The 25,615-nt window shown below is 65.2% G+C and carries 29 protein-coding genes; 26 read left to right on the forward strand and 3 right to left on the reverse strand.

Annotated elements, in window-relative coordinates:
• Nucleotide 1 precedes the first annotated feature (1 nt).
• Nucleotides 2-733, forward strand: coding sequence for a 3'(2'),5'-bisphosphate nucleotidase CysQ (locus tag JY451_05935; GenBank protein QZH76095.1), 732 nt, complete (start codon nucleotides 2-4; stop codon nucleotides 731-733).
• Here the strand turns inward: JY451_05935 and JY451_05940 are convergent.
• Nucleotides 716-1,336 carry a TetR/AcrR family transcriptional regulator gene (locus tag JY451_05940; GenBank protein ID QZH76096.1) on the reverse strand — a complete coding sequence of 207 codons (621 nt, stop codon included), beginning with the start codon at nucleotides 1,334-1,336 and terminating at the stop codon, nucleotides 716-718. The two genes, JY451_05935 and JY451_05940, sit on opposite strands and share 18 nt — an antisense overlap.
• 108 nt (nucleotides 1,337-1,444) lie before the next feature.
• Here JY451_05940 and JY451_05945 point away from each other — a divergent pair, with 108 nt between their 5' ends.
• The 7 genes from JY451_05945 (at nucleotide 1,445) to rplL (ending at nucleotide 8,548) form a co-directional block, all read left to right on the forward strand.
• Complete coding sequence (locus JY451_05945; GenBank protein QZH76097.1) at nucleotides 1,445-3,793, forward strand: TonB-dependent receptor; 2,349 nt, start codon at nucleotides 1,445-1,447, stop codon at nucleotides 3,791-3,793.
• A 20-nt stretch (nucleotides 3,794-3,813) separates the two neighbouring features.
• Nucleotides 3,814-4,683, forward strand: coding sequence for an alpha/beta hydrolase (locus JY451_05950; protein ID QZH76098.1), 870 nt, complete (start codon nucleotides 3,814-3,816; stop codon nucleotides 4,681-4,683).
• The gene (locus tag JY451_05955) at nucleotides 4,680-5,954 is read left to right on the forward strand and encodes an MFS transporter (protein QZH76099.1); all 1,275 of its coding nucleotides are present in this window, start codon (nucleotides 4,680-4,682) and stop codon (nucleotides 5,952-5,954) included. Before JY451_05950 ends, JY451_05955 begins: the two co-directional genes overlap by 4 nt.
• A 305-nt stretch (nucleotides 5,955-6,259) precedes the next feature.
• The gene (locus tag JY451_05960; protein QZH76100.1) at nucleotides 6,260-6,787 is read left to right on the forward strand and encodes a DUF2975 domain-containing protein; all 528 of its coding nucleotides are present in this window, start codon (nucleotides 6,260-6,262) and stop codon (nucleotides 6,785-6,787) included.
• Nucleotides 6,787-7,014: a helix-turn-helix transcriptional regulator gene (locus JY451_05965; GenBank protein ID QZH76101.1), complete on the forward strand. Its 228-nt coding sequence runs from the start codon at nucleotides 6,787-6,789 to the stop codon at nucleotides 7,012-7,014. The genes JY451_05960 and JY451_05965 overlap by 1 nt, the downstream gene beginning before the upstream one ends.
• 544 nt (nucleotides 7,015-7,558) lie before the next feature.
• The gene (gene rplJ / locus JY451_05970) at nucleotides 7,559-8,074 is read left to right on the forward strand and encodes a 50S ribosomal protein L10 (GenBank protein ID QZH76102.1); all 516 of its coding nucleotides are present in this window, start codon (nucleotides 7,559-7,561) and stop codon (nucleotides 8,072-8,074) included.
• Nucleotides 8,075-8,173: 99 nt separating this feature from the next.
• Entirely contained in the window at nucleotides 8,174-8,548 is a 375-nt protein-coding gene (rplL, locus tag JY451_05975; protein ID QZH76103.1) for a 50S ribosomal protein L7/L12, read from the forward strand.
• A 117-nt stretch (nucleotides 8,549-8,665) separates the two neighbouring features.
• On the opposite strand, the gene JY451_05980 is transcribed toward rplL, so the two are convergent.
• Together JY451_05980 and JY451_05985 are read right to left on the reverse strand one after the other, a co-directional pair.
• Complete coding sequence (locus JY451_05980; GenBank protein QZH76104.1) at nucleotides 8,666-9,361, reverse strand: HPP family protein; 696 nt, start codon at nucleotides 9,359-9,361, stop codon at nucleotides 8,666-8,668.
• Nucleotides 9,362-9,784: 423 nt separating this feature from the next.
• Complete coding sequence (locus JY451_05985; protein ID QZH76105.1) at nucleotides 9,785-10,603, reverse strand: flagellin FliC; 819 nt, start codon at nucleotides 10,601-10,603, stop codon at nucleotides 9,785-9,787.
• Nucleotides 10,604-10,991: 388 nt separating this feature from the next.
• Here JY451_05985 and JY451_05990 point away from each other — a divergent pair, with 388 nt between their 5' ends.
• The 18 genes from JY451_05990 (at nucleotide 10,992) to JY451_06075 (ending at nucleotide 25,614) form a co-directional block, all read left to right on the forward strand.
• Nucleotides 10,992-12,125 (forward strand): sigma 54-interacting transcriptional regulator, encoded by a 1,134-nt coding sequence (locus JY451_05990; protein ID QZH76596.1) that lies wholly within the window; start codon nucleotides 10,992-10,994, stop codon nucleotides 12,123-12,125.
• Nucleotides 12,122-12,490, forward strand: coding sequence for a flagellar hook-basal body complex protein FliE (gene fliE / locus JY451_05995; protein ID QZH76106.1), 369 nt, complete (start codon nucleotides 12,122-12,124; stop codon nucleotides 12,488-12,490). Before JY451_05990 ends, fliE begins: the two co-directional genes overlap by 4 nt.
• 54 nt (nucleotides 12,491-12,544) lie before the next feature.
• On the forward strand, nucleotides 12,545-14,107 hold the full coding sequence (gene fliF / locus JY451_06000) for a flagellar M-ring protein FliF (GenBank protein QZH76597.1): 1,563 nt from the start codon (nucleotides 12,545-12,547) through the stop codon (nucleotides 14,105-14,107).
• Nucleotides 14,108-14,164: 57 nt separating this feature from the next.
• Nucleotides 14,165-15,121 (forward strand): flagellar motor switch protein FliG, encoded by a 957-nt coding sequence (locus JY451_06005; protein ID QZH76598.1) that lies wholly within the window; start codon nucleotides 14,165-14,167, stop codon nucleotides 15,119-15,121.
• Nucleotides 15,105-15,713, forward strand: coding sequence for a flagellar biosynthesis protein (locus tag JY451_06010; GenBank protein QZH76107.1), 609 nt, complete (start codon nucleotides 15,105-15,107; stop codon nucleotides 15,711-15,713). Before JY451_06005 ends, JY451_06010 begins: the two co-directional genes overlap by 17 nt.
• Before the next feature lie 62 nt (nucleotides 15,714-15,775).
• A complete protein-coding gene (locus JY451_06015) occupies nucleotides 15,776-17,059 on the forward strand; it encodes a FliI/YscN family ATPase (protein QZH76599.1) in 1,284 nt (427 codons plus the stop codon).
• Entirely contained in the window at nucleotides 17,034-17,462 is a 429-nt protein-coding gene (locus JY451_06020; GenBank protein QZH76108.1) for a hypothetical protein, read from the forward strand. The genes JY451_06015 and JY451_06020 overlap by 26 nt, the downstream gene beginning before the upstream one ends.
• 34 nt (nucleotides 17,463-17,496) lie before the next feature.
• A complete protein-coding gene (locus JY451_06025; protein ID QZH76109.1) occupies nucleotides 17,497-18,696 on the forward strand; it encodes a hypothetical protein in 1,200 nt (399 codons plus the stop codon).
• Between the two features lie 23 nt (nucleotides 18,697-18,719).
• Entirely contained in the window at nucleotides 18,720-19,304 is a 585-nt protein-coding gene (locus tag JY451_06030) for a flagellar basal body-associated FliL family protein (protein QZH76110.1), read from the forward strand.
• Nucleotides 19,301-20,227 carry a FliM/FliN family flagellar motor switch protein gene (locus JY451_06035; protein ID QZH76111.1) on the forward strand — a complete coding sequence of 309 codons (927 nt, stop codon included), beginning with the start codon at nucleotides 19,301-19,303 and terminating at the stop codon, nucleotides 20,225-20,227. The genes JY451_06030 and JY451_06035 overlap by 4 nt, the downstream gene beginning before the upstream one ends.
• Nucleotides 20,217-20,489, forward strand: coding sequence for a flagellar motor switch protein FliN (fliN, locus tag JY451_06040; protein QZH76112.1), 273 nt, complete (start codon nucleotides 20,217-20,219; stop codon nucleotides 20,487-20,489). The genes JY451_06035 and fliN overlap by 11 nt, the downstream gene beginning before the upstream one ends.
• Nucleotides 20,489-20,758 carry a flagellar biosynthetic protein FliO gene (locus JY451_06045; GenBank protein QZH76113.1) on the forward strand — a complete coding sequence of 90 codons (270 nt, stop codon included), beginning with the start codon at nucleotides 20,489-20,491 and terminating at the stop codon, nucleotides 20,756-20,758. The genes fliN and JY451_06045 overlap by 1 nt, the downstream gene beginning before the upstream one ends.
• On the forward strand, nucleotides 20,755-21,546 hold the full coding sequence (fliP, locus tag JY451_06050) for a flagellar type III secretion system pore protein FliP (protein QZH76114.1): 792 nt from the start codon (nucleotides 20,755-20,757) through the stop codon (nucleotides 21,544-21,546). The genes JY451_06045 and fliP overlap by 4 nt, the downstream gene beginning before the upstream one ends.
• Nucleotides 21,547-21,559: 13 nt before the next feature.
• The gene (gene fliQ / locus JY451_06055) at nucleotides 21,560-21,835 is read left to right on the forward strand and encodes a flagellar biosynthesis protein FliQ (GenBank protein ID QZH76115.1); all 276 of its coding nucleotides are present in this window, start codon (nucleotides 21,560-21,562) and stop codon (nucleotides 21,833-21,835) included.
• Nucleotides 21,832-22,632: a flagellar biosynthetic protein FliR gene (gene fliR / locus JY451_06060; protein QZH76116.1), complete on the forward strand. Its 801-nt coding sequence runs from the start codon at nucleotides 21,832-21,834 to the stop codon at nucleotides 22,630-22,632. The genes fliQ and fliR overlap by 4 nt, the downstream gene beginning before the upstream one ends.
• On the forward strand, nucleotides 22,629-23,762 hold the full coding sequence (locus JY451_06065; GenBank protein QZH76117.1) for an EscU/YscU/HrcU family type III secretion system export apparatus switch protein: 1,134 nt from the start codon (nucleotides 22,629-22,631) through the stop codon (nucleotides 23,760-23,762). Before fliR ends, JY451_06065 begins: the two co-directional genes overlap by 4 nt.
• A 30-nt stretch (nucleotides 23,763-23,792) precedes the next feature.
• Nucleotides 23,793-25,232 (forward strand): flagellar filament capping protein FliD, encoded by a 1,440-nt coding sequence (gene fliD / locus JY451_06070; GenBank protein ID QZH76118.1) that lies wholly within the window; start codon nucleotides 23,793-23,795, stop codon nucleotides 25,230-25,232.
• 1 nt (nucleotide 25,233) lies between these two features.
• Nucleotides 25,234-25,614, forward strand: coding sequence for a flagellar protein FliS (locus JY451_06075; GenBank protein ID QZH76119.1), 381 nt, complete (start codon nucleotides 25,234-25,236; stop codon nucleotides 25,612-25,614).
• Nucleotide 25,615 lies beyond the last annotated feature (1 nt).

Here is a 25,615-nt window from a genome sequence, read left to right on the forward strand (position 1 = left end):
CATGACTGACGCCGAACTGGCCGCCCACCTCGCCGAATGTGCGGGTAAAATCCTGCTCGAAGTGCGCAGCTCAGGAATGTTCGACGGGAAGGCGCTGGGCAAGGCGGGGGATGAAACTGCCAACCAGTTCCTCGTTCACGCGATCCGTGCGCAGCGCCCCGATGACGGGCTGCTGAGCGAGGAAAGCAAGGATACCGAGGAAAGGCTCGGCAAGTCGCGTGTGTGGATTGTCGATCCGGTGGACGGCACCCGCGAATACGGCGAAGCGCGCACCGACTGGGCCGTGCACGTCGCGCTGGCAGTGGACGGGGTGCCGGTCATCGGCGCGGTGGCTCTGCCAGGGCTGGGCGAGGTGCTGCGCACCGATGCACCGGTGGCTGTGCCAGCCGCTCCTGCCAAGCTGCGCATGGTCGTCAGCCGCACGCGTCCGGCTGCCGAAGCGGTGGCGGTGGCCGAAGCACTCGGTGCCGAACTGGTGCCGATGGGCAGCGCCGGGGCCAAGGCAATGGCGATCGTCCGCGGCGAAGCGGATATCTATCTGCATTCGGGCGGGCAGTTCGAATGGGATAGCTGCGCCCCAGCCGCCGTGGCTGCTGCGCACGGGTTGCACATCAGCCGCATTGATGGCTCGCCGCTGCTCTACAACCAGCGCGATACCTACATGCCCGACCTGCTGATCTGCCGGAACGAGCACGCCGAGCCGGTGTTCGCGGCTCTAGCTGCTCTCGGCTAGACCGCGCTGCAACAGGTCGTTGGCAATGTCGGCGACATGCGCGGAATCCTCCGCCTGCGACCACACGGCGTAGCGTAGGCCGAGGAACACGTTCATTCCCATGATCGCCCAGGCGTGCGCCTCGTCCATCCCGGCGCGCATTTCGCCTGCCTCCTCGCCTTTCTTCAGGCGAGCGAGAATGCGCTTGGCGGTGGTCTCGTAGTGCTCGCGGAAGGTGGCCGGATCGACGAACTCGGCTTCGTCGATGATGCGGTAGATTTCTTTGTGCTCGCGCGCGAACTCCAGGAACGAGTGCAGCGCCGCGCGTTCGATGGCGAAGGCTTGTGTTTCGCCCGCGACCGCGTCGCGCGCCTGCACCGCCACCTGCGCGCTCATATCCTTTACCAGCGCGCGGAAGATCGCGTCCTTGCTGTCGAAATAGGTGTAGAAGCTGCCCAGCGCCGTCCCCGCGCGGCGGGTGATCCCGCTGATCGAGGCTTCGTGAAAGCCCTTTTCCCCGAACTCCTTGGCCGCCGCATCGAGCAGGTTGCGCAAGGTCTGCCGCCCGCGAGCGGTGCGCGGGGCCTTGGCGCTCTCAGGAGGACGGGTCTGTGTTGCTGCCATGACACGGGGCTAAACCCATTTGCCGCCCGAGGCAAAGATTAAAGTTGAAAGATGGTTCATGTTTCAATACTAGCCTTTGCCAACGAAATGTCTCTTGGGAGAGAATCGATGACGAAGGCCCTTCTTTGGCAATCCACCGCTGCTGCGCTTGTGCTGGGCGCACTCGCGCTGCCCACTCAGGCTCAGGCGCAGCAGGCTCCGGCCGATCCGGAAGCGGAAGGCGAAAACGGCGGCACCATCATCGTCACCGCCCGTCGGCGCGAGGAACGACTGCTGGATGTGCCGGTGGCGGTCAGCAGCTTCGGCGGCGAGGAACTGCAGCGGCGCGGCTCGGTCGATCTCACCGATATCGCCCAGATCACGCCCAACACCACGCTGGAGGAATCGCGCGGCACCAATTCCACGCTGTCCGCCTTCATTCGCGGAATCGGCCAGCAGGACCCGGTCTCGGGCTTCGAACAGGGCGTCGGCATCTATCTCGATGATGTATACCTGAACCGTCCGCAGGCTGCCGTGCTCGACATCTACGATGTGGAGCGGATCGAAGTGCTGCGCGGACCGCAGGGGACGCTCTATGGCCGCAACACCATTGGCGGCGCGGTGAAGTATGTCACCAGCGAACTGCCCGACGATCCCATGGTGCGGCTGCGCGGCACGGTGGGCACCTATGGCCGCGCCGAAGGCATCGTTACCGCCTCTACCCCGATCACCGACATCGTCCGCGTGGGCGCATCGGTCGCCCGCCTGTCGCGGGACGGGTTCGGCGAGAACCTCACCACCGGGGAAGAGAACTACAACAAGGATATCTGGGCCGCGCGCGGCACCATCGAAGTCGGCGGCAACGGCGAGCCCTACCTGCTGCGCGTGACCGGCGACTATACCCACGACCAGAGCAATGCCCGCGGCGGCCACCGGCTGATTCCGGGTGCGGTTTCGGGCGCGCCGGTGCTGGACAACGTGTTCGACACACGCGGCGGGCTGGTCGATCCCGAGCAGGATGTCGAAGGCTTCGGCATTGCCATCAACGCCCGCGTCGACCTGTCCGACGCGCTGACGCTGCGCTCGATCACTTCCTATCGCGGCGACGACAGCGCCAGCCCGATCGATTTCGACGCGCTCCCTGCGGTCGATGTCGATGTGCCGGCGTTCTATTCGAACGAGCAGGTGAGCCAGGAAGTCCAGCTGATCTGGGACGATGGCGGCGCCTTCACCGGCCTGCTCGGCGGCTATTACCTCGATGCCCGCGCCGATACCGCGTTCGACGTGCGGCTGTTCACCACCTTTGCCGGTTTCACGGCCTTCACCCAGGCCAATGTCGATACCGAGACCTTCGCGGTGTTCGGCGATTTCACCTACGACATCACCGAACAGCTCAGCCTGTCGCTGGGCGGGCGCTATACCTGGGATGAGCGGCAGGCGACGATCCTGCGGCAGAACTATCTTGGCGGCGGTTCGCCGGTGTTCGGCGGCGCGGGGATTCCCTTCGGCGCGCCAGGGACCAATTTCGACGGGGCCGCGAACTTCAACAAGTTCACCCCGCGCGTTTCGCTGAGCTTCCAGCCGACGCCCGACCACAATATCTACGCCAGCTTCTCGCAGGGCTTCAAGGGCGGCGGGTTCGATCCGCGCGGCGTGGGCGTGAACGCGCCTGCCGCCACGCCGGGCGCACCGACCGATGCGGAAATCGCCGATTTCCTCAGCTTCGATCCGGAAACGGTGGACAGCTACGAAGTGGGCTACAAGGGCAGCCTGCTCGACGATGCGCTCTATGTCGCAGTGGCGGGCTTCTATGCCGACTATACCAATGTGCAAATCCCGGGCTCGGTGGCCTGCAATGTCGGCGGTATCGCCACCTTCTGCGGCGTGGTGTCGAACGCCGGGGCAGCGGAATTCTACGGCCTGGAATTCGAAACCAACGCTCGGCTGGCCGAAGACATGCTGGCTTCAGGCGACGAATTGCGGCTGCTCGGCTCGCTCGGCTGGATCAATGCCGAATATACCGAATTCGTCACCAACATCGGCGGCGTGCCGACCGACGTATCCGAATTCCGCGAAGTGCAGAACACTCCCGAATGGAGCGGCAGCGCGACGCTGGGCTATTCCACTCCGATGGGCGGCGGTGAACTCTATCTCGGCAGCACGCTGTCGTACCGCAGTTCGACGACGCAATTCGAAATTCCCAGCCCCTTCCTCGATCAGGGCGGCTTCGCTCTGTGGGATGCCAGTATCGTCTATACGGCGGACAGCGGGTTCACCCTCGGCCTTTACGGGCGCAACCTGACCGACAAGGAATATCGCACTTCGGGCTATACCTTCATTCAGGGCAATGCGGTGACGGGAGTCCCGACCATCGGGACCAACGGTCGCCCGATCCCCTCGCTCGGCACCGAAGGAACGCTGACGGCGTTCTACGGCAACCCGCGGCAGGTCTATCTTACCGCCACGATCGAATTCTGATCGCCGGTCAGGATCTGGCGGTGGAATACCGGGAGCACCGATACGCCAGCGCGGATGGGCGGCTGGAGCTTTTCGCGCGTGACTATGCCAGTGATGGGGCAGGTAATGGCACGCCGCTGCTGCTGATGCACGGGCTGACGCGCAACAGCGGCGATTTCGAACCGCTGGCGGCGCATCTGGCCGGGGACTATCGCCTGATCGTCCCCGACCAGCGCGGGCGCGGGCTATCGCAAGTCGATCCCGATCCGGCCAACTACCGGCCCGACGTCTATGCGCAGGATATGTTCGCCCTGCTTGCCAGTCTGGGGGTGGAAAGCCCCGGCCTGATCGGCACCTCGATGGGCGGGCTGATGGCCATGGTGATGAATGCCGTGGCACCCGGCACCTTTCCGGGGATCGTGTTCAACGACATCGGCCCGGTGCTCGCAACCGAGGGGCTGGCGCGGATCGGCTCCTATGTCGGTGGCGGGCAGCCGATGGCTGACTGGGACGAGGCCGCGCGCGCCTGTGCGGCGATCAACGGCGATGCCTTCCCCGATTTCGGAGAAGCCGATTGGCAGGCCTGGGCGCGGCGTACCTGCAGGGCGCTGCCCGACGGGCTGATTGCCTTTGCCTACGATTCCGCCATCGCCAGTGGCTTTGCCGATGTCGGCGACACGCCGCAGCCCGATCTCTGGCCGCTGTGGGATATGCTGGGGACTACGCCGGTGCTGGCGATCCGCGGTGCATTGTCGGACCTGCTCACGCCGGATACGCTGGCCGAAATGCGAAAACGCCATGCGGGGCCTTTCGCCAGTGTGACCGTACCCGATCGCGGCCATGCCCCGCTGCTCGACGAACCCGTGGCGCTTGAAGCCATTACAGAGTTCCTGAAGGACCATTGCCCATGACCGTCACCGCTGCCGCAAGGCCCGATCCGCACCGCAACGTGGTGCTGGGAATGCTGCTGGTGGTGTACATTTTCAACTTCGTCGACCGGCAGATCCTTTCGATCCTCGCCGCGCCGATCCAGGCCGACCTGCAACTGGACGATGCGCAGATGGGGCTCCTCGGCGGCCTCGCCTTCGCGCTGCTCTATTCGACGATGGCAGTGCCGCTGGCGGCGCTGGCAGACCGGACCAGCCGGAGCTGGGTGATCGCAGTCTCGCTGTTCGCGTGGAGCGGGTTCACAGCTGCCTGCGGGCTGGCGCAGAATTTCTGGCACATCTTCCTTGCCCGGCTCGGCGTGGGCATCGGCGAAGCAGGGGGCGTGGCGCCATCCTACGCGCTGATCGGCGACTATTTCCCCAGTTCGCAACGCGCCACCGCACTCTCGGTCTATTCGCTCGGCATTCCGATCGGTTCGGGACTCGGGGTGCTGCTGGGCGGTTATATCGCGGCGACGGTGGACTGGCGGGCAGCGTTCTTCGCGGTCGGACTGCTCGGCGTGCTGGTGGTGATACCGTTCAAGCTGCTGGTGCGCGACAAGTTGAAACCACCGGTGGCGGCAAATGCGCCTGCCCTTCCCGCGCGCCCCACCTTGCGCGAAACCGCCGCGGTGCTGGCGCGCAAGCCTTCGTTCTGGTTCCTCTCCTTCGGCGCGGCGATGTCCTCGATGCTCGGCTACGGCATCGCCTTCTGGCTGCCGAGCCTGCTGATCCGCAGCTTCGGCTATACCCTCGTGGAAGCCTCGCAATTCTTCGGCGCGCTGCTGCTGATCGGCGGCGTGGCAGGTGTTATGGCGGGGGGCTTGCTCGCAGACCGGCTGGGCGGGCGGGATCGGGCCTACTATTCTTGGCTGCCGGGCGTGGGCTTCTTCCTTGGCGCACCGCTGTTTGCGGCTGGGATCCTGAGCAGCAATGCCAGTATCGCCTTCCTGCTGTTCCTGCTGCCGCAAGCGCTCGCCTATGTCTGGCTCGGCCCGGTGCTCTCGGCGATCCAGCACCTGGTGGTGCCCGCCGCGCGTTCGACCGCATCGGCGCTATTCCTGCTGATCAACAACCTGATCGGGCTGGGCGGCGGAATCTACGCGCTGGGTGCCTTGTCCACCTTCCTTGCGCCCACCTATGGCGAGGAAGCGCTGCGCTGGTCGATGCTCTACGCACTTGGCCTCTACGGCGTGGCAGCGCTGCTGATGGCGGCGGCGGGGCCGCATCTGCGCAAGGACTGGGTCGCCGAGTAGCGCCTGCGGGAAAGCCCGCGATTCCCTCCTGAAATTGCCGTCTCCTAGGGAAACGATATGTCACATATTGTTTAGCAATATTATTGATTGACAATATGCCGCGACTCAGCCATATCGATATTCAGTAACCCACATATAGGAGATCGATAATGTCACGCTTCACCACCCACACCTTCGCCGCGCTGCTCGCCGTGGCCATCACCGCCACCAGCCTGTTCGCCGTCACCGACGTGCCCGGCCAGCCGCGCCTCGCGCTGGGCGCCGCGCCGGTCCTGGCCTGATCCGGCCGCAGGGGGAGAGACACCATGTCCACATTCAAATCCGACCCGCTGCTGGGAATTGCCGGGGCGATCCTCTGGTTCATGCTCGGCGTGATGGCCTTTGCCGGGATGATCGTCGTGCTCTGCATTCCCGCCGTGCTGATCTGGGGGGGTGAATTCGTCAACGCCGCAGACCTGCCACCGCTGACCATGAATGTCAGAATGCTGATCGCTCTGCTACTCGCAGGCGTTGCCGGACTGCTTTACCTCGGCTGGCGGTTCTTCCGGGCGATGCAAGCCATCCTGCGCAGTGTGGGCGAAGGCGATCCCTTCATCCCCGCCAATGCCAGCCGGTTGACGGCGATGGCGTGGATCATGCTCGCCATCAATGTCCTGTCGATCCCGCTGGGGGCACTGGGCATGTATATCGCCGATCTGGCAGGCGAGGCCGATGTCCATGCCGAGGCCGGTATCGATGCCGGTGGCCTGGTACTGATCCTCACCCTCTTCATCCTCGCAAGGGTGTTCCGCAAGGGCACCGAAATGCGCGAAGATCTCGAAGGGACCGTGTGATGCCCGCTGAAGAAGGAACCAACATCGTGGTCAAACTCGACGACCTGCTCCACGCCCGCCGCATGACGCTGACCGAACTGGCAGAACGCGTCGGACTCACCCTCGCCAACCTGTCGATCCTCAAGACCGGCAAGGCCAAGGCGATCCGCTTCTCGACCCTGGAAGCGATCTGCCGCGAACTCGACTGCCAGCCGGGGGACTTGCTGGGGTACGATACCGCAGCGTAATCATCTTCGTGAGTCCCTGCGCAGGCGGGGACCTCGTTTCTTCCACTCTGGCAAGACCGAACGAGACCCCCGCCTGCGCGGGGGTTCATGCTTTGGCCGGTTCGGCCCCCGGCCCTTCCGATTCAGAAAAGCAGGATGACCACGATGATGATAAGGATCAGCGTACCCAGCCCGATTGTGACGTTGCGACCCATAACTTCTCTCCTGTAAAATCCCATCTTCAGGCCAACAGCGTTTGGCGGACGGGGATGTTCCCCGCTTGACTCATGGCCCGCATAAGCTAATGGCCTGCCCGATCGGCAAAGTCGCAAGACTCGCCGGTCATCCGTCCGAGACAGTTGGTGACCGGAATCTGCCGGTCTTAATTTCCAGCCTAGACGGGGACAGAGTTTACGGCGGCTCCGCACAGGAACCGCCCTTCGCGTGATGTTCACGCACCTCCTTCCCCATCAAACGGACTTTGCTGCGGGGCATGAGCCTCGTGGTAATTTGAGCCGGTTGCGGTCCTGTCACAAGGCCCGCAGCCATAGTGAAGGAGTACGGCATGGATCGTTCGCAGAAATCCGAAGCGGTCGCCGAGCTGAACGCAGTCTTCAACGAGGTTGGAGTGGTGGTTGTCACCCGCAATCTCGGCATGACGGTGGAGCAATCCACTGCCCTGCGCGGGAAGATGCGCGATGCCGGTGCAAGCTTCAAGGTTGCGAAGAACCGTCTCGCCAAACTCGCCGTCAAGGACACCGATTACACGGGGCTGGATGAATATCTCACCGGTCCCGTCGGCCTCGCCTGGTCGAAAGACCCGGTCGCGGCTGCCAAGGCTGTCGTCGAATTCGCGAAAACGAACGACAAGCTGGAAATCGTCGGTGGATCGATGGGCGCGCAAGTGCTCGACGAAGCAGGCATCCGGTCTTTGGCCTCGATGCCCAGCCTCGACGAGCTGCGCGGCAAGATCGTCGGCCTCGTCAACGCTCCGGCAACCAAGGTTGTCCGGACGATTGCCGAGCCCGCCGGAATGCTGGCGCGTGTCATCGGCGCCTACGCGGCGAAGGATGCTGCCTGAGTTTCAGGCGCAAGAGACGTTTTTTCGAATTTCGAAACGAAACATTCTGGGGCCCAGGAAATGGTTCTTTTGCCCCGCCCATAATTTGGAGTGAACATCATGGCTGATATTGCCAAGCTTGTAGAAGACCTGTCGGCGCTGACCGTCATGGAAGCCGCCGAACTCGCCAAGGCGCTTGAAGAAGCGTGGGGCGTTTCCGCCGCTGCTGCTGTTGCCGTGGCCGGCCCCGCCGGTGGCGCGCCCGCCGAAGCAGTTGAAGAGCAGACCGAATTCGACGTGATCCTCACCGGCGACGGTGGCAAGAAGATCCAGGTCATCAAGGAAGTCCGCGCCATCACCGCGCTCGGCCTGACCGAAGCCAAGACCCTCGTGGAATCGGCTCCGAAGGCGATCAAGGAAGGCGTCAACAAGGCCGAAGCCGAAGAGATCAAGGCCAAGATCGAAGCCGCTGGCGGCACGGTCGAGATCAAGTAATCTCGAAAACGATTTTGCAGGTGTCTTGAAGCACCTGCGGAAGGAAGGGCGGTACCGCAAGGTGCCGCCCTTTTTCAATGCCCATTGGCTCCGCTACCTTGCAACCTCGCGGCAACCCTAGCTGCGCGACCGCAAGGAAATCCGCCGGTTCAGTTCGCGATAAAACGCATCGAGATCATCGACATCGACGTCAAGCACTTCATCCCATTCGCGCAGAAGGTGCTCGATGTCCTCACGTGTATGATTTCCTGCCGGGGTAACCGGCTCAAGCAGGGCAGGACCTGCACGGTGCGGCCAGTGGTGCCCTGTGGCGTTGTTGTAGGCCCATCCGGCCACAGCCAGCATCACCACATTGGTCGCGATCGGCACCAGATGCGGCCACGACCACATCTCAGGCCCGCTTGCTCCCAGCGCACAAAGCAGAGCGCTGGCACCGCCCGGCGGGTGCAGGCAGCGGGCGAGGCTCATGCAGGCGATCGCCAGCCCCACGGCGAGGCTGGCGGCAAGCCAGGGCGATCCGAGGTAGGCCCCCAACCCGAGGCCGATGAGCGCAGAAAGGAGATTGCCCCCGATGACGGGCCACGGCTGGGCCAGGGGACTCGCGGGAACGGCAAAGACCAGCACTGCGGAAGCGCCCAGTGGTGCCACCAGCCACGGCAGGTCGGCACTGTTCTGGCCGAGCAGGAGTCGAGTCAGCAACGCAGAACAACCGATCGCGATCGTCGCGCCCACTGCACCGCGCAACCAGCCGATGTGGCCGAGCGCTGCCTGCGGCAGAAGCGTTGCCGAACGATCGAGAAAAGCCTGGAACAAGGTGGGGTTTCTATCTGCTGCTGCGGGACCGGCGCGCTTGTGGGGCAATCCGCAGTCGATTGCAGCAAAGAATTGTTCGTCCTGGCGCAAGTTGCGGTAACCGTCTGCCCGGAGCAGCCCCTTTCCTACTTCCGCCTGCCGTGCTCGGCAGCAGCCATGCACGCGTCGCCTGCCTTGCTCCACCCGCGTTCGGATTCGCCGCCGCCGCTAGGCCACGTCTTGCTCTGCAAAGGGTGTCGCTTCGCGGTGCAGGGTTACACGATTACCCGCCAGGGTGACAGAGGGCGGTTTCTTGCCCCTGGACTGTGCTCCAAGTGCTCCATAATTCCCCGCCTTCGCTGGGCCAGCCCACGCCAAAACGGCCCGGAGCGCGAAGCTCCGGGCCGTCCTGGGTGGCGACCCCTCGGGTCGCTCTCGGTACGTTTAGCGCAGCAACGAGAGAACGTTCTGCTGGCTCTGGTTGGCCTGCGCCAGCATGGCGGTGCTCGCCTGGCTGAGGATCTGCGATTTCGCCAGCGCGGTCGTTTCCGCCGAGTAATCGGTGTCCATGATGCGGCTGCGGGCGTCGGCCAGGTTGGTGGAATTGGTGGTCAGGTTGTTGATCGCCGATTCCAGCCGGTTCTGACCGGCACCCAGGGTGGCGCGGGTGGCGCTGATGTCTTCGAGCGCCGCGTCGACCGCCGTAATCGTGGTGTCGGCCAGCGCGGTGGTCGTCACATCGAGCGCGGTGGCAGTCAGGTTGGTGCCGTCGATGCCGACGCTGGTGAGATCCACCGTGTTGGTGGCATCGGTAGCGATCGTCACCGTCACATCAGTACCCGCCGTGGTGCTGAACAGCGTCACGCCGTTGAATTCGGTGTTGGCAAGGATGTCGCTGATCTGTTCCTGCAACTGGTCGACTTCGGCATCCATGTGGCCACGATCGGCAGCGGAATAGGTGTCCGTTTTCGACTGCACGGCGAGTTCACGGACGCGCTGCAGCATATTGCTCACTTCATCCAGCGCACCTTCCGCGGTCTGCGCCAGGGCAATACCGTCGTTGGCGTTGCGGGCGCCCTGCTTCATGGCGCGAATGTCGGCGGTCATCGTGGTGGCGATGGCGAGGCCGGCGGCATCGTCCTTCGCACCGTTGATGCGCTTGCCGGTGGATAAGCGCTCCATGGCGACTGCCTGCATGCGGTCAGCCATGCTCGAAGCGTTCGAAGCGCGCAGCGCGCTGATGTTGGTGTTGATAACGGCCATGATTGGTCTCCTGATTGGGTGTCTTCGTTGGGTCTAAGTGTCGTAGCCGCAGCCTTCCGAACCTTGCGTTTGGCGCGGCTGCCAAGACCCAGAGCGGCCCCCGGCGGGAATGTTTAAGGGAGGCAGATCAACCCGGCCCGTTCGGCATTAGGTATTAGTGCGAGGGATTAACTTTTCGCTTCGTTGCCCGTTGAGGCCCGAATGGCGTGCCAACAAGGTTAACAGGGGCAAGGCAATGACACGGGTTTCAAGCACGCCGGAGCTGCAAAAAAAACATCCGGAAGTGGCCGGCCACGCGGCGGCGATTGTCGCCAGCCTGCCCGGAACCGCTCGCCTGGTGCTTTGCGAGCCGGGTGAAGTTTCTCCCGGCGGTCGCCGGGACGACCGGATGGTGACGATTGCCCACGCCGATGTGCCCGCACTCGAACTGCTGGGCAGCAACGCCGCCCGGATTGCCTATCCAGCCGCCGAAGCCGAAGCTGCGCGCGCCGCGCTGGTTGCCGCCGCGATTGCGCCCGGCGAGCCGGTGGCGGCGGACAGCGGCACCATCGCCATGCTCACTCTCGCCCAGCGGGTAGGGCAGAGCGAAATCCCGGTACTGGTCGAAGGGCCGACAGGGACCGGCAAGGAAGTGCTCGCCCGCTTCATCCACAACTCCAGCCCCCGCGCCACCGGCCCGTTCGTGGCGGTGAACTGCGCGGCAATGCCTGAAACCATGCTCGAAGCGCTGCTGTTCGGCCATCGCAAGGGTGCTTTTACCGGCGCGACCGAAGCGAGCGAGGGCTTCTTTCGCGCGGCTGACGGGGGCACGCTGCTGCTCGACGAGTTGGGCGAAATGCCGCTCAGCCTGCAAGCCAAACTGCTGCGGGTGCTGGAAGAGGGCGAAGTGGTGCCGCTGGGGGCTACTGTGCCGATCCCGGTCGATGTCCGCATCATTGCCTGCACCAACCGAGATCTGGCGCAGGAAATTGCCGAGGGGCGATTCCGCGAGGATCTGTACTTCCGTCTCAACGTCTTCCCGCTCCAGCTCGAAGCGCTGCGCGAGCGGCGTGCCGACATCGCTCCGCTCGCTTTCACCATGCTGCTGCGCCATACGCCGGACCGGGGCAACATCCCGTGGCTGTCCAGCGCCGCGATCGCCAAGCTGGAAACGCATTGCTGGGCGGGCAATGTGCGCGAACTGGCCAATGTCGTGCGCCGGGCGCTGCTCCTGCTGGGCCATGGCCCAGTCATCGGGCCGGACCACATCGTGTTCGATCACCGCGCCCGCGTGGTCGCAGCGCGTGAAATGGCCACCCCGCTGACTGAAACCGCACCGCGCGTCCTCGGCGACAGCGCCCCGCGCCACCTGTCCAGCATCGCCCGCCATTCGGAAATGCAGGCCATCGCCGACACTCTTTCCGCAAATGACGGTAACCGCCAGGCCACTGCACGGGCGCTGGGAATCTCCGAGCGCACGCTGCGCTACCGCCTTGCCACCATGCGCGAGGCCGGATTGCTGGCCGCAGGCGGCGTGCGATGAGCAGCGTGGGACCAGCCGCGATGGGTGGCCTGCAGGACGTGCTGGCGCTGCGCCGGCAGATTGCCGACCAGTCGGAAACCCTGCGCGGCCTGCGCGAATCGGGATCGCCCACCGCTGCGCCGCAACCCGCCGCCACCACCATCGGGGGCGGCTTTGCCGAAACGCTTCGTACCACCATTGACCAGGTCAGCGCCACGCAGGCGCGCTCCAGTGCGATTACCGAAGCCTATGAGCGCGGCGAAGTGACGGACATCGCGCAGGTAATGCTGGCACGGCAGGAATCATCGGTAGCCTTCGAAGCCACCCTGCAGGTGCGCAACAAGCTGCTTTCAGCCTACCAGGAAATCATGCGGATGGGAGTTTGATGAATGGCTGAAGCAACGCTTCCATCTCCCACAGGGTCACCTTCAGCGGGTGGCCTGTTGCCCGAACGGCTTGCCGCAGCGCTGGGCCAACCCGCCGTCCGCCGCGTGCTTCCAGCGCTGGCCGGAATCGGCGCCATGGCCGCCGTGAGTCTTGCCTATCTGGCGCTGGCCGAAGGGCCGCAACGGGTACTCTATTCGACTCTCTCCGATGCCGAACGCGCGGGCGTCGTCACCACGCTGGAAACCGGCGGCATTTCCTACGACATCGATTCCGCCACCGGGATGCTCAGCGTAGCGGAAGACGACGTCTATCGCGCGCGGATGCTGGTTGCTTCGGAGGGCTCGATCGCCAGCCCCGACAACACCATCGAACTGCTCGATTCGATCCCGCTCGGCTCCAGCCGGACGCTCGAAGGCGAACGGCTCCGCAATGTCCGCGAACGCGAACTGATGCGCACCATTGAAGAAATCGACGGGGTGGAATCGGTCCGCGTCCATCTCGCCTCGCCCGAACGCTCGGTGTTTGTGCGCGACAATGCCCCGCCCTCGGCCTCGGTCATGCTGCGGATGGCGCGCGGGCGTTCACTCACTCCCGATCAGGTGCAGGCGATTGTCAATCTGGTTGCCGGATCGGTGCCGGGACTCTCTGCTGATGCGGTACGGGTCGTGGACCAGTCCGGACGGCTTCTTTCCGATACCGGCGGCAACGGCGCCACGGCGCTCGAACTGCAACGTGAGTTCGAGGACAAGCTGCGGTTGCAAGTCGGGCAATTGCTGCTGCCGATGCTGGGCGAAGGCAATTTCTCCACCGAAGTGCAGGTGGAACTCGACATGAGTGAAGTGACACAGGCGCGCGAAAGCTACGACGATCAGGGGGCGGTGCGGCAGGAACGCGAGAGCACGTCCACACAGGGCGGCGAGGCACTGGCAGGCGGGGTTCCGGGCGTACTGGCGAACACTCCTCCACCCGCTGCCGTGCTGGAGGAAGGCGCACCCGAAGGCACCGATCCCGCTGCCGGTGCTGCCCCTGTCAACGGCGCGCGGAGTACCGAACGCGCCTATGAAATCGGCCGCGAAGTGGCGGTGACCAGCACCAGCCCCGGCGGAGTGCGGCGCATTTCGGTAGCGGTGGCCCTGAGCAGCGAAGCCTTGGCAGCGATCGCTCCGGCGACCGAAGAACAGCTCCAGCAACTCGTCAGCGCTGCTGTCGGTGCCAATGCCGATCGCGGCGATCAGGTAACCATTGTCGCCGGCGCCTTTGATCCGGTGGAGGAAGTGAGCGAGCCGTTCTATGAAGCCGGATGGTTCGCGCTGGCGCTGCGTTACGGCATCGGCCTCATCGTCGCGCTGCTCGGCCTGTTCTTCGTGGTGCGCCCGATCATGCGCGCGCTGAAGCCAGCTACACCTGCCGAAAGCCTGAGCGCGGCAGAGGGAGATGACCCGGAGACCCCAGTCACGGGCATCGAGAGCAACGAAATCCCCATTCAGGGTCGTGCTGCGCCGAGCGAAGGCGACTTGCGCGAGCAGGTCGAACTCGCGCGCCGCCTTGCCAGCGAACAACCCGATCGCGCCGCCGCAGCGCTGCGGCGGATGCTCGCCGAACCGGCGCGCGGATAAGTGGACGTGGAAAGTCCCAGCCAGCCCTGCGAAGTCGAGCGCGCCGCCGTCATCCTCATGCTGATGGAGGAAGACGAGGCCGCGCAATTGCTCGCCCAGCTCGGACCGGATGAATTGCAGCGGGTCGGCGAGAAAATGCTTCAACTGGGGGAAATCGGTGCGGATCGCATCACGGCGGCAATCGAGGCATTCGTGGGCCATGCGCAAGCCACCACCCTTTCCGCCCACGATCGGCCCACGCAGGTACGCGGGCGGATGGTGCGCGCGGTGGGCGAAGTTAAGGCGGACTCGATCATGCAGCGGATCGCCCCTCAGCAGGCGCAGTCGCGCTCGCTCGAACTGGCGCGCTGGCTCGCCCCGCCGGTGCTGCTGACATTGCTGGAGGACGAGCACCCGCAGGCTATTGCGGTGCTGCTGCTGCTGCTCGAAGCCGAACCCGCCGCCGAACTGCTCGCCATGTTGCCTGGCGAGCGCCAGTCGGACGTGGTCGAACGGATCGCCCGGATGCGTAGCGTTTCGGCGCAGGCGATGGGAATGCTCGATACGATCCTTTCCAGTCGCATCGCCAATCGCTTCGGCTCTGCCCCGATGGAAATGGGCGGCGCGCGCGAAGCGGCGGAACTGATCAACATGGCAGCAGGCCATGTCGGCAAGACGGTGATGCCTGCGATTACCAGCCGCGATGCCGATCTGGCGCGGGCGATCGAAGCCGAGATGTTCACCTTCGAAATGCTGTTCGGCCTCGCGCCGATGGAAATGGGCCGCCTGCTGCGCGAAGTCGAAAACGAAGTGCTGGTCGATGCGCTGAAGGGGCTGGAAGAGCCGCAGCGCGATCCGTTCTTCGCCGCCATGTCCAGCCGCGCCGCCGACGGCGTGAAGGACGAGATCGACATGCGCGGCAAGCTGCGACGGCAGGATGTGATCACGGCGCAGCGGAGCATCATCGCCAAGGCCCGCCAGCTCGCCGAAGCGGGCGAAATCAGCCTGGGAGGCGACGATGGCGAGTTCGTTTGAGCCGCTTCTGCACCCACGCGCTGACGGCGCACCGGACTGGCTGACTGCGCTGGCGGCACAACCGGGCAGAGGCGGATTCACGGCGCGACACACCTATGAAGAGGTCCTTCCCGCCACGATGCCGCCTGCAGAAGACCCGGCCATTGCCGCTGCCTATGCCCAAGGCGAAGCGGCGGGACGCGCGGCGGCGCTGGCGGAAGCGGCGCTGGACGATGCCGCGCGCAAGGCGCTGGCCATTGAACTCGCCGGTCTCGATGGGGAACTGCGCGATGTGCTCGCCGGTCGTCTGGCAGAAGCGGTGGCAGCCTTGTGCGAAGCAACGCTCGCCCCGTTGGCGCTGGATCGCGAAGCCTTGCAGCGCCGCTGCGTCGATGCGGCCTGCGCGGTGGGCGATGGGATCATCGATGCCAGCCTGCGGCTGCACCCGGCAGATATCGACCTGCTCGATCCCGCCTTCGCTGCCACCTGGCATATCGTTGCCGACGGCGCGCTTGAACGCGGCACGGTGGTGTTCGACATGCCCGAAGGTGCGGTGAGGGACGGGCCAGAGGAATGGCGGATCGCCCTGCGCGAGGCACTGGGCCTGTGCTAGGCTTCCTCGACGACCAGCTCGGGCGGATTGCGCGCGCGGCCCCGGCATACGGCCCGGTGCCGATGGGGCGGATCGTCAGTTGTGATTCGACCATGATCGAGGTGTCTGGCATCAATGCCCCGATTGGCACGCTGTGCCGCATCCAGACCGGCCACGGTGAGGAAACGCCCGCCGCCGAAGTCGTCGGCTTTCGCGGCGGACGCAGCCTGATGATGATGCTCGGCGATACCGTCCGCCTGCAACCCGGATCGCTGGTGCGCGCCGAAGGCCATCCGGGGCAAGTGATGGTCGGCACCGAATTCCTTGGCCGCGCGGTCGATGGCTCTGCCCATCCGATCGACGGCGGTGCGCCGATTACCTGCGCCACGTTCTGGCCGCTCGGCGGGGTGCGTGAGGGGGCGCTTGAACGCGCTTCGGTCGAACGTCCGTTCGATTGCGGGGTGCGCGCGATCAATGCGCTCGCCACGCTGGGCGAAGGCCAGAGGGTGGGGATCGTCGCCGGATCGGGCGTCGGCAAATCCATGCTGCTCGACATGATCCTGCGCGGTTGCGACGTGGATGTGATGGTGGTCGGCCTGATCGGCGAAAGGGCACGCGAAGTGTCCGATTTCGTCGGAAGGCACATGGCCGATCCGGCACGGCGCAAGCGCACTGCGGTGATCGCCGTTCCCGCCGATCACGCCGCCAACCTGCGGCTGCGCGGGGCGCAACACGCCTGCGCCCTGGCCGAATACTATCGCAGCCAGGGCAAGCGCGTGCTGCTGGTGCTCGACAGCATTACCCGCGTCGCCCACGCTGCGCGCGAAGTTGCGCTGTCACTGGGCGAACCGGGCGCGGCGCGCGGCTATCCGCCATCGGCCCTGGCAACGATCACCAAGCTGATCGAACGCGCGGGCAATTCCGCCACCAGTGGCGGGGCGATTACCGGGATCTACACCGTACTGGCGGATGGGGACGACGCGAACGACCCGGTGGTGGACACAGCGCGCGCCATCCTCGACGGGCATATCGTGCTGTCGCGCGAAATCGCCCAGCGCGGGCAATATCCGGCGATCGACGTGCCCGCCTCGCTCAGCCGGGTGATGGAAGCGATTGCCGATCCCGCCCACCGCCAGCAGGCACGCCGCTTGCGGGCGATGATTGCCGCGCATGAAAGCAATCGCGATTTCCTCTTGATGGGTGCCTATCGCGCCGGGGCAGACCCGCTGCTCGATGCGGCGGTGACCATGCAGGGGCCGATCACGGCGTTCCTCGCGCAGGAATCGGGCACAAGCGTTACGCTGGCCGACAGCCGCGCGGCGCTGGGACGGTTGATGGACGATGCAGGCCAATCCCCGGCGGCTTGAACTGCTTCGGCGGCTCGAGTTGCTGCGCGAAGTGGAGAAGCGCGATGCCGCCCGGCGCGCTGCGGACGCGCAGGACACGCAGGGCAAGCTCTCCGCGCTGGAAGCCCGTAGCGGCGAAATCGCTGCCAGCTATGCCGCGCGGCGCGATGCGCAGACGGGGGCGGACCTCGCCCGCCTGCTCGGATTTGCCCAGGCCGTGGGGCGGATTCGCCGCGAGACCGCCAGCGAACATGCCCGCGCGCAAGTGCTGAGCGGCGAGGCGCTCGCCGAACTGCACCGCGCCGAACGCAAGCGCGAAGTCACCAGCGAACGGCTTTCCACCGAACGACGCGGCCTGCGGCAACTGCTCGATGCCCGCGATGCGCAGCGCGATCCCGTTTTGGCACGGAAGTTGAAAGGCTGATCGCGAAGCACTCCTTTCTGAAGGGACGAACCGCGTGAACCTCACCATTGCTCCAATGCCTGCCGGTTCCGCTGCGGCGTCAGGTGCAGGTGCAATTGCCCCGGCCGAGGGCGAGAATGGCGCGAATGCACTGTTTTCGCTCGAATTTGCAGAACTCAGCGCCGCTGTCGCGCCGGAACTGGCGGCGGAAGAGCTCGCTGTCGCTGCTCTTCTGATCCCGGCATCACCGGCAGAAGCGGCAGTGCCCGGCAATCCCCCGCCGCAGACGGGCGGCAAGATCTTGCCGCTCTTGCCGCTGGGCTTGCCGCAGCTCCCGGCAATTGCCGCTGCGCCGGTGCAGGGACAAGACTCTCCGCTCACAACTCTCGCCAGCACCGCGCAGGCCCAGGCCCAATCGGTCCCATCTCTGACCATCACCGTTGGCACACCCGATGAAGCCGTCACTCAGGCTCCCATGACGCCAGCGGCAATCACCGAGGTGCCACTTGCCCCCCTGTTGCCATCTGCGCCGCCTACGGCTGAAAAACCCGACGCCCTGATCCAGCGTAACGAAGGACCGGGCGTTCGCGCGCCCATTGCGGGACAGCCGGATGACGGGGAAGCGCAGCCGCAATCGGGCGAAGGCAGGCAAGACAGGCAGGAAGGCAAGTCCGCCAAGCCCGTGCCTGCCGCGCCCGCAACCGACCGCCCTGCGCAGGGCGCCACTGCTCCGGCAGTCACCACCGCTCCCGTCGCCCTCCCGCAATACGCCGCTTCCCCGATCAGCGAGAATACCGCGCCCGGCTTCCGGCCCGCCGCTACCGAAACCCAGCCGCAGGAATTCGAAGCCATCATCCAGCGGCTCGCCGAAGCGCGCGAAACCGCGCGTCCAGCCTCCGCGGACATCACTCTCTTGCACCGCGAATTCGGCCATGTGGCGATGCAACTCGACATGGCGGGGAGGCAGCTGCGGGTATCGCTCGCCAGCGCCGACGCCGATTTCGCACCTGCCGTGCAGGCCGCGCTGGCCGAACGCGGGCCGCTGGCAGTGGTGGAGACGTCCCGGAGCGAGAATCCCGGCGGCTTTGCAAGCCAGCAGTCCGGCAGCGGTTCGCCGCAGCCCGGTCAACATCGCGACGGCAACAACACGCCCGCCAGCCGCCAGCCCGAACCCGGCCCACAATCCCGGAACACCCCCGAATCCCGCGATCCCGCTGCCAGGACTGACCGGCGCGGTTCCGGCCTGTTCGCCTGATCCGCTTCAGCAAGGATGATACGATGAGCAAGAAACCTGCACCCGCAACCGCCGATGGCGAGAAGCCCAGGGGTGGCAAGATGAAGATCGTGATCGGCGCGCTGGTGCTGCTCGCCGCCGGGGCCGGCGGGGCCTACGGCGCCGTGGCGGCAGGCCTGCTCGGCCCTGCGCACGGCGGCGAAAGCGGGCCAGATGTGCCGCAGCTGGTCGCCAAGGATGGCGAGGATCCCTATTCCGCCGCTGCCGAACCCGACGCTGCGCCGATCGTCCATGGCGAAGGCGGCAGCGAATATCGCACCGCCTACTACGTGTTCGAGGAAGGCTTCACCTCCAACCTCAAGGATTCGGCAGGGCTGGTGCAGGTGAGCATCGCCGCCTCCACCCGGCATGACGGGCGGGTGATCCAGTGGCTCGAACTGCACGAACTGGCGATCCGCTCGGCGATCCTCGTCGAACTCGCCGATACGGTGGAAGACGATGTCTATACCGTCGAGGGCAAGGAGCGGCTGAAGGAGCGGCTGGCCGAAGCGATCAACCGCGTTCTCGAAGAACAGGAAGGTTTCGGCGGCGTCGAAGCGGTCCACTTCCAGACTTTCCTCGTCCAGTGAAGTCGCCTGGCTTCCTCGTGGCAGAACGCCCGCTGGCGCACCATAGCGAGCGGCTGGCGGCCCGCAGTTGTGCTGGCGCTGCCAGTCCGCAGTCGCTGGCCGAGATGCTGGACGAAGCGCTGCCTGGCTTGCGCGATGCGCTTGCCTCCGCTGTCTGTGAATTGACTGGGCAGAAGCGCGCCGCAGTCAGTTCTGGCAAAATCGAGCGGATCGCGGCTGCGAAGGCGCACCGGCTGCTCGAACCCGTAGGCGTGCACATGGCGCTGGGAATGCGCGGAGCGGGCGAATTGCTCGTCTCGCTCAGCCGGGTGGGTGCACTGATGCTGACCGACCAGATGTTCGGCGGCAGCGGCGCGGCTCCGGCAAAGCTGCCCGACAACCTGCCCGCCGCCGCCAGCCTGACGATGGACCGCCTTGGCGAAGCGCTGGGACGCGCCATCGGCAGTGCATTCGAACGCCCCGCCGCGCTGGCTCTGGCGCAACGCGCGGACGTGCTCGGCAAACTGCTTCCTGCGCGAGACGAGGACATGTTCTTCCTGCTGCGCTGCACCGTGGCCGTTGGCGAAGGCGATAGCTGGCCGATCCACCTGGTGTTGCGCGAAAGCGAAGTGGAGCGGCTGCTGCGCGGCACGGGCAATGCCTCGGCCCGCTCGCGCGGGGACCGCCGCCGCCCCGATGGCGCACCGTTCGGCGACATGCCGCTGACCCTCACCGCCGTGCTCGCCGAAACCCGCATTCCGGTTGGGCGGCTGGCCAGCCTCAAGCCCGGCGACATTCTGCCGATGCCATTGCGCAGCAAGGTGCCGCTGCGGCTCGGCAAGGTGGAGATCGCCCATGCCGAAGCGGGCAGTGCCGATGGGCAACTGGCGCTGCGGCTGACGAAAATTCTCTGGACCGAAGGAAACACCGAAAATGACCGATAACCTGCGCGCTTTGGACTTGATCCGCGATGTCGATGTGGCGCTGAGCGTGGAACTGGGCCGCACCACAATGGCGCTGAAAGACGTGCTCAACCTGGTCGAGGACGCGGTCGTTCCGCTTGACCGGCAGGTGGATGAGCTGCTCGACATCCTGGTCAACGGCAAGCTGATCGCGCGCGGCGAAGTGGTGACGGAGGGCAATCGCTTCGGGCTGCGGATCGTCGAGCTGGCAGGTGGTCGCAGCACCACCGAGGAAGCCGCCTGATGCTCGTCTACATCCTCAAGCTGGCGCTGCTGCTGCCGCTGCTGGCGGGCATGATCTGGGGCAGCCTGTGGCTGGCGCGCAAGGTGCAGGGCGGCATGGGCGTGAAGCCGGGCGGCGGCGAACGGGCGGCGCGGCTGGTGGAAACCACCATGCTCGGCCCCGGAATGCGGCTGGCGGTGATCGAGTTTCGCGGGCGCGAAATCCTCGTCGGTGCGACCCGGCAGGGGCTGGTGCGGCTGGCCGAAGCCAAGCGGGAGGAGGTGCAATGATCCGCGCGCTTGCCCTTGGCGGAGTGATCCTCGCCGCGCTTTTTGCCCCCGACTTGGCCCAGGCCGCCACTACCACGGCTGCGCCGGTCATGCCCGAGCCCGCCGGAATCGGCGGCGCGCTCGAACGCGCGCTCGACGGGGCAAACGGGCCGGACGGTGCGCCGCTCTCGTTCTCGCTGCAATTGCTGCTGTTGATGGGGCTGCTCACCGTGCTGCCCGCGCTGGTGCTGATGATGACCAGCTTCACCCGCATCATCATCGTGCTCGCCATCCTGCGGCAGGCGCTGGGGCTGCAGCAGTCGCCGCCCAATCAGGTGCTGATCGGCCTGTCGCTGTTCCTCTCGCTGTTCATCATGGCCCCGACGCTGGAGCAGGTGAACACCCAGGCGATCGAACCCTATGCCCAAGGCACTATCGAAGCCGATGCCGCCATCGCCAATGCCGGGGACGCCTTCCACGCCTTCATGATCCGCCAGACGCGCGAGACTGATCTTGCCATGTTCGCGGACATGGCCGGGCAGGAGGACTTCGCCAGCGCTCAGGATGTGCCGTTCTCGATCCTGCTCCCCGCCTTCGTCACCAGCGAACTCAAGACCGCGTTCCAGATCGGCTTCATGCTGTTCCTGCCGTTCCTCGTCATCGATCTCGTCGTTGCCAGCGTGCTGATGAGCCTTGGCATGATGATGCTCTCACCCACAATCATCTCGCTACCGTTCAAGTTGCTGCTGTTCGTGCTGGTGGACGGCTGGGTACTGCTGATGGGATCGCTGGCGATGAGCTTCGGGTAGCGGGAGGCGCGTGATGGAAGACAATGCTTCGCTGCTCGCGCTGGCGGACCGGATGCTTTGGGTCACCACGCTGGTTGCCGCGCCGATCCTGCTTGCCGCGCTGGTGGTCGGCCTGGTCGTCGGGGTAATCCAGGCCGCGACTTCGATCAACGAACAGACGCTTACCTTCGTCCCCAAGCTGGCAGTCACCGCCGTTGTGCTGGTGCTGTTCGGGGCGAGCATGGTCGGCCTGATCGGCGATTTCATGACCGAGATCTTCACCCGCATTGCCGGGATTTCCGGCCAGTGAACTTGCTCGATCTTGGCATTGCGGGGCTGGAGCCCTATCCGTGGATGCTGCTGTTCACGATGGTGCGGGTGGGGGCGGCGCTGCTTGCCGCGCCGCTGTTCGGCATTCGTGCGGTGCCGGTGCAGGTGCGGATCATCTTCTCCGCTGCGATGGCGGTGTTCGTGCTCAACTGGATCCCTGTACGGGTGCCTGAGGACATGCTGGCGGTCGAGACTTTCGTGGCGCTGGTGGGCGAGGCGGTGATCGGCTTCGCGCTCGGCTTCGTGCTCCAACTGGCCTTCGCCATTCCCTCCATAGCCGGCGAGCAAATTGCCGGCGGCATGGGCATGGCAATTGCCACGGCGGTCGATCCCGCCAGCGGCAGCCAGTCGGGCGCAGTCGGACAATTGCTGGGGATCATGCTGACGCTGATTTTCCTCGCCATTGGCGGGCACCTGCTGTGGCTGCGGCTGGTGCTGGAAAGCTACGTGCTGTTCCCGCCGGGAAGCGACTGGGATGTGGGCGCGCAGGGCTGGCTGGTAGCGAGCTTTGCCGCGCAGGCCTTCGCCACTGCGCTGGCCATTGCCCTGCCAGTGACACTGGTGCTGCTGCTGGTGCAAATGGTGACCGGGGTGATCAGCCGCTCGGCCCCGTCGCTCAACCTGTTCGCATTGGGCCTGCCTGCCGGGGTCTTGGCCGGACTGGTGGCGCTGATTGCCTCGACCCCGCTGCTGAACGAACAATTTCTCACGCTGGCGGGGAGCGCCATCGAACAGGTCGGCGCGGTGGCACGGCCTGACAGAGTGGCGCCGCGATGAGCGAACAGCCATCGGGCGAAAAGTCCTTTGCCCCGACCGAAAAGCGCAAGCAGGATGCCGCCAAGAAGGGCAATGTCCTGCGCTCGAAGGAAGTGGCGACGGCGATTTCGGTGCTGGTCGGTGCATTATGGCTTAAACTGGCGGGGCCAAGCCTGCTTGCGGCTATTGAAGGCAATGCCGCTGCATCGCTTGCGTTCGACCGCGAGACCATCGCCGATTTCCGTCCCGGCCAGATGCTGCGCGATGCCATGCTCGACGTGCTTCCACTGCTGCTGGGACTGGGGATGCTGGTGATTCTCACGACCATGGCGGCGCAATTGCTGCTGGGCGACGGGCGCTGGGTTTCCGGCAATGCCCTGCCCAAGCCATCCAAGCTCAACCCGGTCACCGGGCTGAAGCGGATGTTCGGGATGCAGGGGCTGATCGAACTGGGCAAGAGCCTGGCAAAGCTGGGGCTGCTCGGTACAATTGCATGGTACTGGGGGAAAGCGAACCTGCTCACCGTTCTGTCGCTCGGACGTGGTGAACTGACCGGGCAGTTAAGCGCCGCTTGGCACGCCATTGCTACCCTGCTGCTGCTGCTCGCCGCCGGACTGGCAGTGATCGCGCTGATCGACTGGCCGATTGCCTGGTTCCGCCGCAATTCCCAGCTCAAGATGACCAGCCAAGAAATGCGCGACGAGCACAAGCAGGCCGAAGGATCGCCCGAAAAGAAAACGGCGATCCGCCAGCGCCAGCGCGACATGGCGCGCGGCGGAGTGGCGCGGGCGGTGAAGGAAGCGCAGTTCGTGCTGACCAACCCGACGCATTTTGCGGTGGCAATGGCTTACGATCCGGCGGTGGCCCCGGCCCCCTATGTGCTGGCAAAGGGGCGCGGCGAGAAGGCGCTGGCGATGCGCGAGCTGGCGGCGGAATATGCGGTGCCCCTGCTCGAATATCCGGCGCTGGCGCGTTCGATCTACTTCACCACCCGCGAAAACCAGGTTGTGCGCGCCGAGCTCTATGGCGCGATTGCCGGCGTGCTCGCCTTTGTGATGTCGCTAAAGCGCGGCGAAAGCCCACAGCGACCGCACATCAACGTGCCGGTAGAACTGCAATTCGATGCCGAGGGGAGGGTGAAAGGCGCTTAAAGGTCTCCCGGTTTCGCCGTTCTGGAGAGCATGGAAACCAGCACAACCTCATCGATTGTCAGCAGGCTCGGCGGCGGCAGCGGGGTTGATATGGCGCAGCTCGCCAAAGATCTCGCCGAAGCCCGCTTCCTTCCGCAGATCGGCCAGCTTGAAGCGCGCAGCACGGCGCTGGAAGCCAAGATATCCGCCGCTTCCACCCTGCGCAGCCAGTTGACCCAGCTCGCAAGCGCGTTGGGTGACCGTATTCGTAACGGCGATCTCGCGCCTTCGGCAACCATCGCCAACGGTGGGGTGGCGCAGGTCTCGGTGCTTTCGGGCAGCAGCGCATCGGGCAGTTACACGCTGGAAGTGCAGAGCCTCGCCGCTTCGCAGACACTGGCGAGCAATGCGTACAGCGCAGCTACCGATTTGGCGGGTGAAGGCCAGTTGACGATCCGCTTCGGGACGATTGCCGGGGCTGCGTTTACTGAAGATGCCTCCAGTACCGCCGCCACCATCGACGTGCTCGGTACCGACACTCTCGCCGATGTTGCCGCAAAGATTCGCTCTTCGGGCGCGGGGCTCGATGCCTATGTCGCGCGGACCGCCAGCGGCGCGCAACTGGTGGTCAAGGGCGAGACGGGGGCTGCCAATGCCTTTGTGATGGAGGCGACAGGAGCATCCGTCTCGGGCGGGGCTCCGGCTGCGGGCGATCTCGATTATCTCGCCTGGAGCCCTGCAAGCGATAGCGGCCAGCGCAAGGCCGTGGCCGCCGATGCGCAATTGCTGTTCGACGGAGTTGCCCTGGCAAGTTCCAGCAACAAGGTGACCGGCCTGCCCGAAGGGCTGGTTCTCAATCTTACCGGCACCAATCAGGGTGCGCCAACCACGATCGGTTTTGCCGACAAGTCCGCGCAGATCAGTTCGATGATGGGCGACTTCGTCGGTGCGCTGAACGAAATTGCCACCTCGTTGGCTGAACTGGCCGCACCGCTGGGCGGAGATCTTGGCAACGATCCCGGGGCGCGGGCGCTGAAGCGCGCGCTTGCGTCGCTCACCACACAGGTCGTGATGCCGATCGCTGCGGACGGCGCTCCTTCTACGCTTGCGGACCTCGGCCTGGTACGAACCCGCGAGGGCAACTTCCGGCTCGACAATGAACGGCTCTCGGCCACGCTGGGAAACAATCTCGCAGCGGCAAGCGCGATGTTCACCACCGGCCTTTTTGGCGTATTCGGCACGGTGGACAAGCTGGCGCGCGATCTCACGCTCACTACCAACCCCGGCTCGCTCGGCGGATCGCTGGCGCGGTATAACAGCCAACTCGAAACCGTCGATGAGAAGCTGGAGAAGATCGCCGACCAGCAAGCCGCGCTGCGCGAGCGGATGGTCAAGGACTTTGCTTCGGTGGATCGCAACGTTTCTGCTTCGCAATCGACCCTGAGCTTCATCCAGAACCAGATCGCGATCTGGAACAATTCGGACAATTGACATGCTGCGCCTCGCCGACCCTGCCGAAGCCTATCGTCGCGTCGAACTGGACGCCTGCGTCGCAGGATCGAGCAGCAGCGATCTTGTGCTGCTGTGTATCGATCATGTCCGGTGCGCACTGTCACAAGCGCTGTGGGCGGAGCGCCATGGTCGCCGCGATGGCGCAAACAAGTCCTTGGCGCGGGCGCGCAGTGGGCTTGTCGCGCTGCGTCTGGGAGTGGATAGCGCCAGCCCGCTCGCCGGCCAGTTGCTTACGCTCTACGGGGCGATGGAGACAAGCATTACTGCCAGCCAGTTCCGCTTCAATCGCCCGGCGATGGAGCGGGTGGTGGCCGATCTTGACGATATCTCCTCCGTCTACCGGATGAACCGCGCAGGCTAGC

Source organism: Erythrobacter sp., assembly GCA_019739335.1.
Taxonomy (GTDB): Bacteria; Pseudomonadota; Alphaproteobacteria; order Sphingomonadales; family Sphingomonadaceae; genus Alteraurantiacibacter.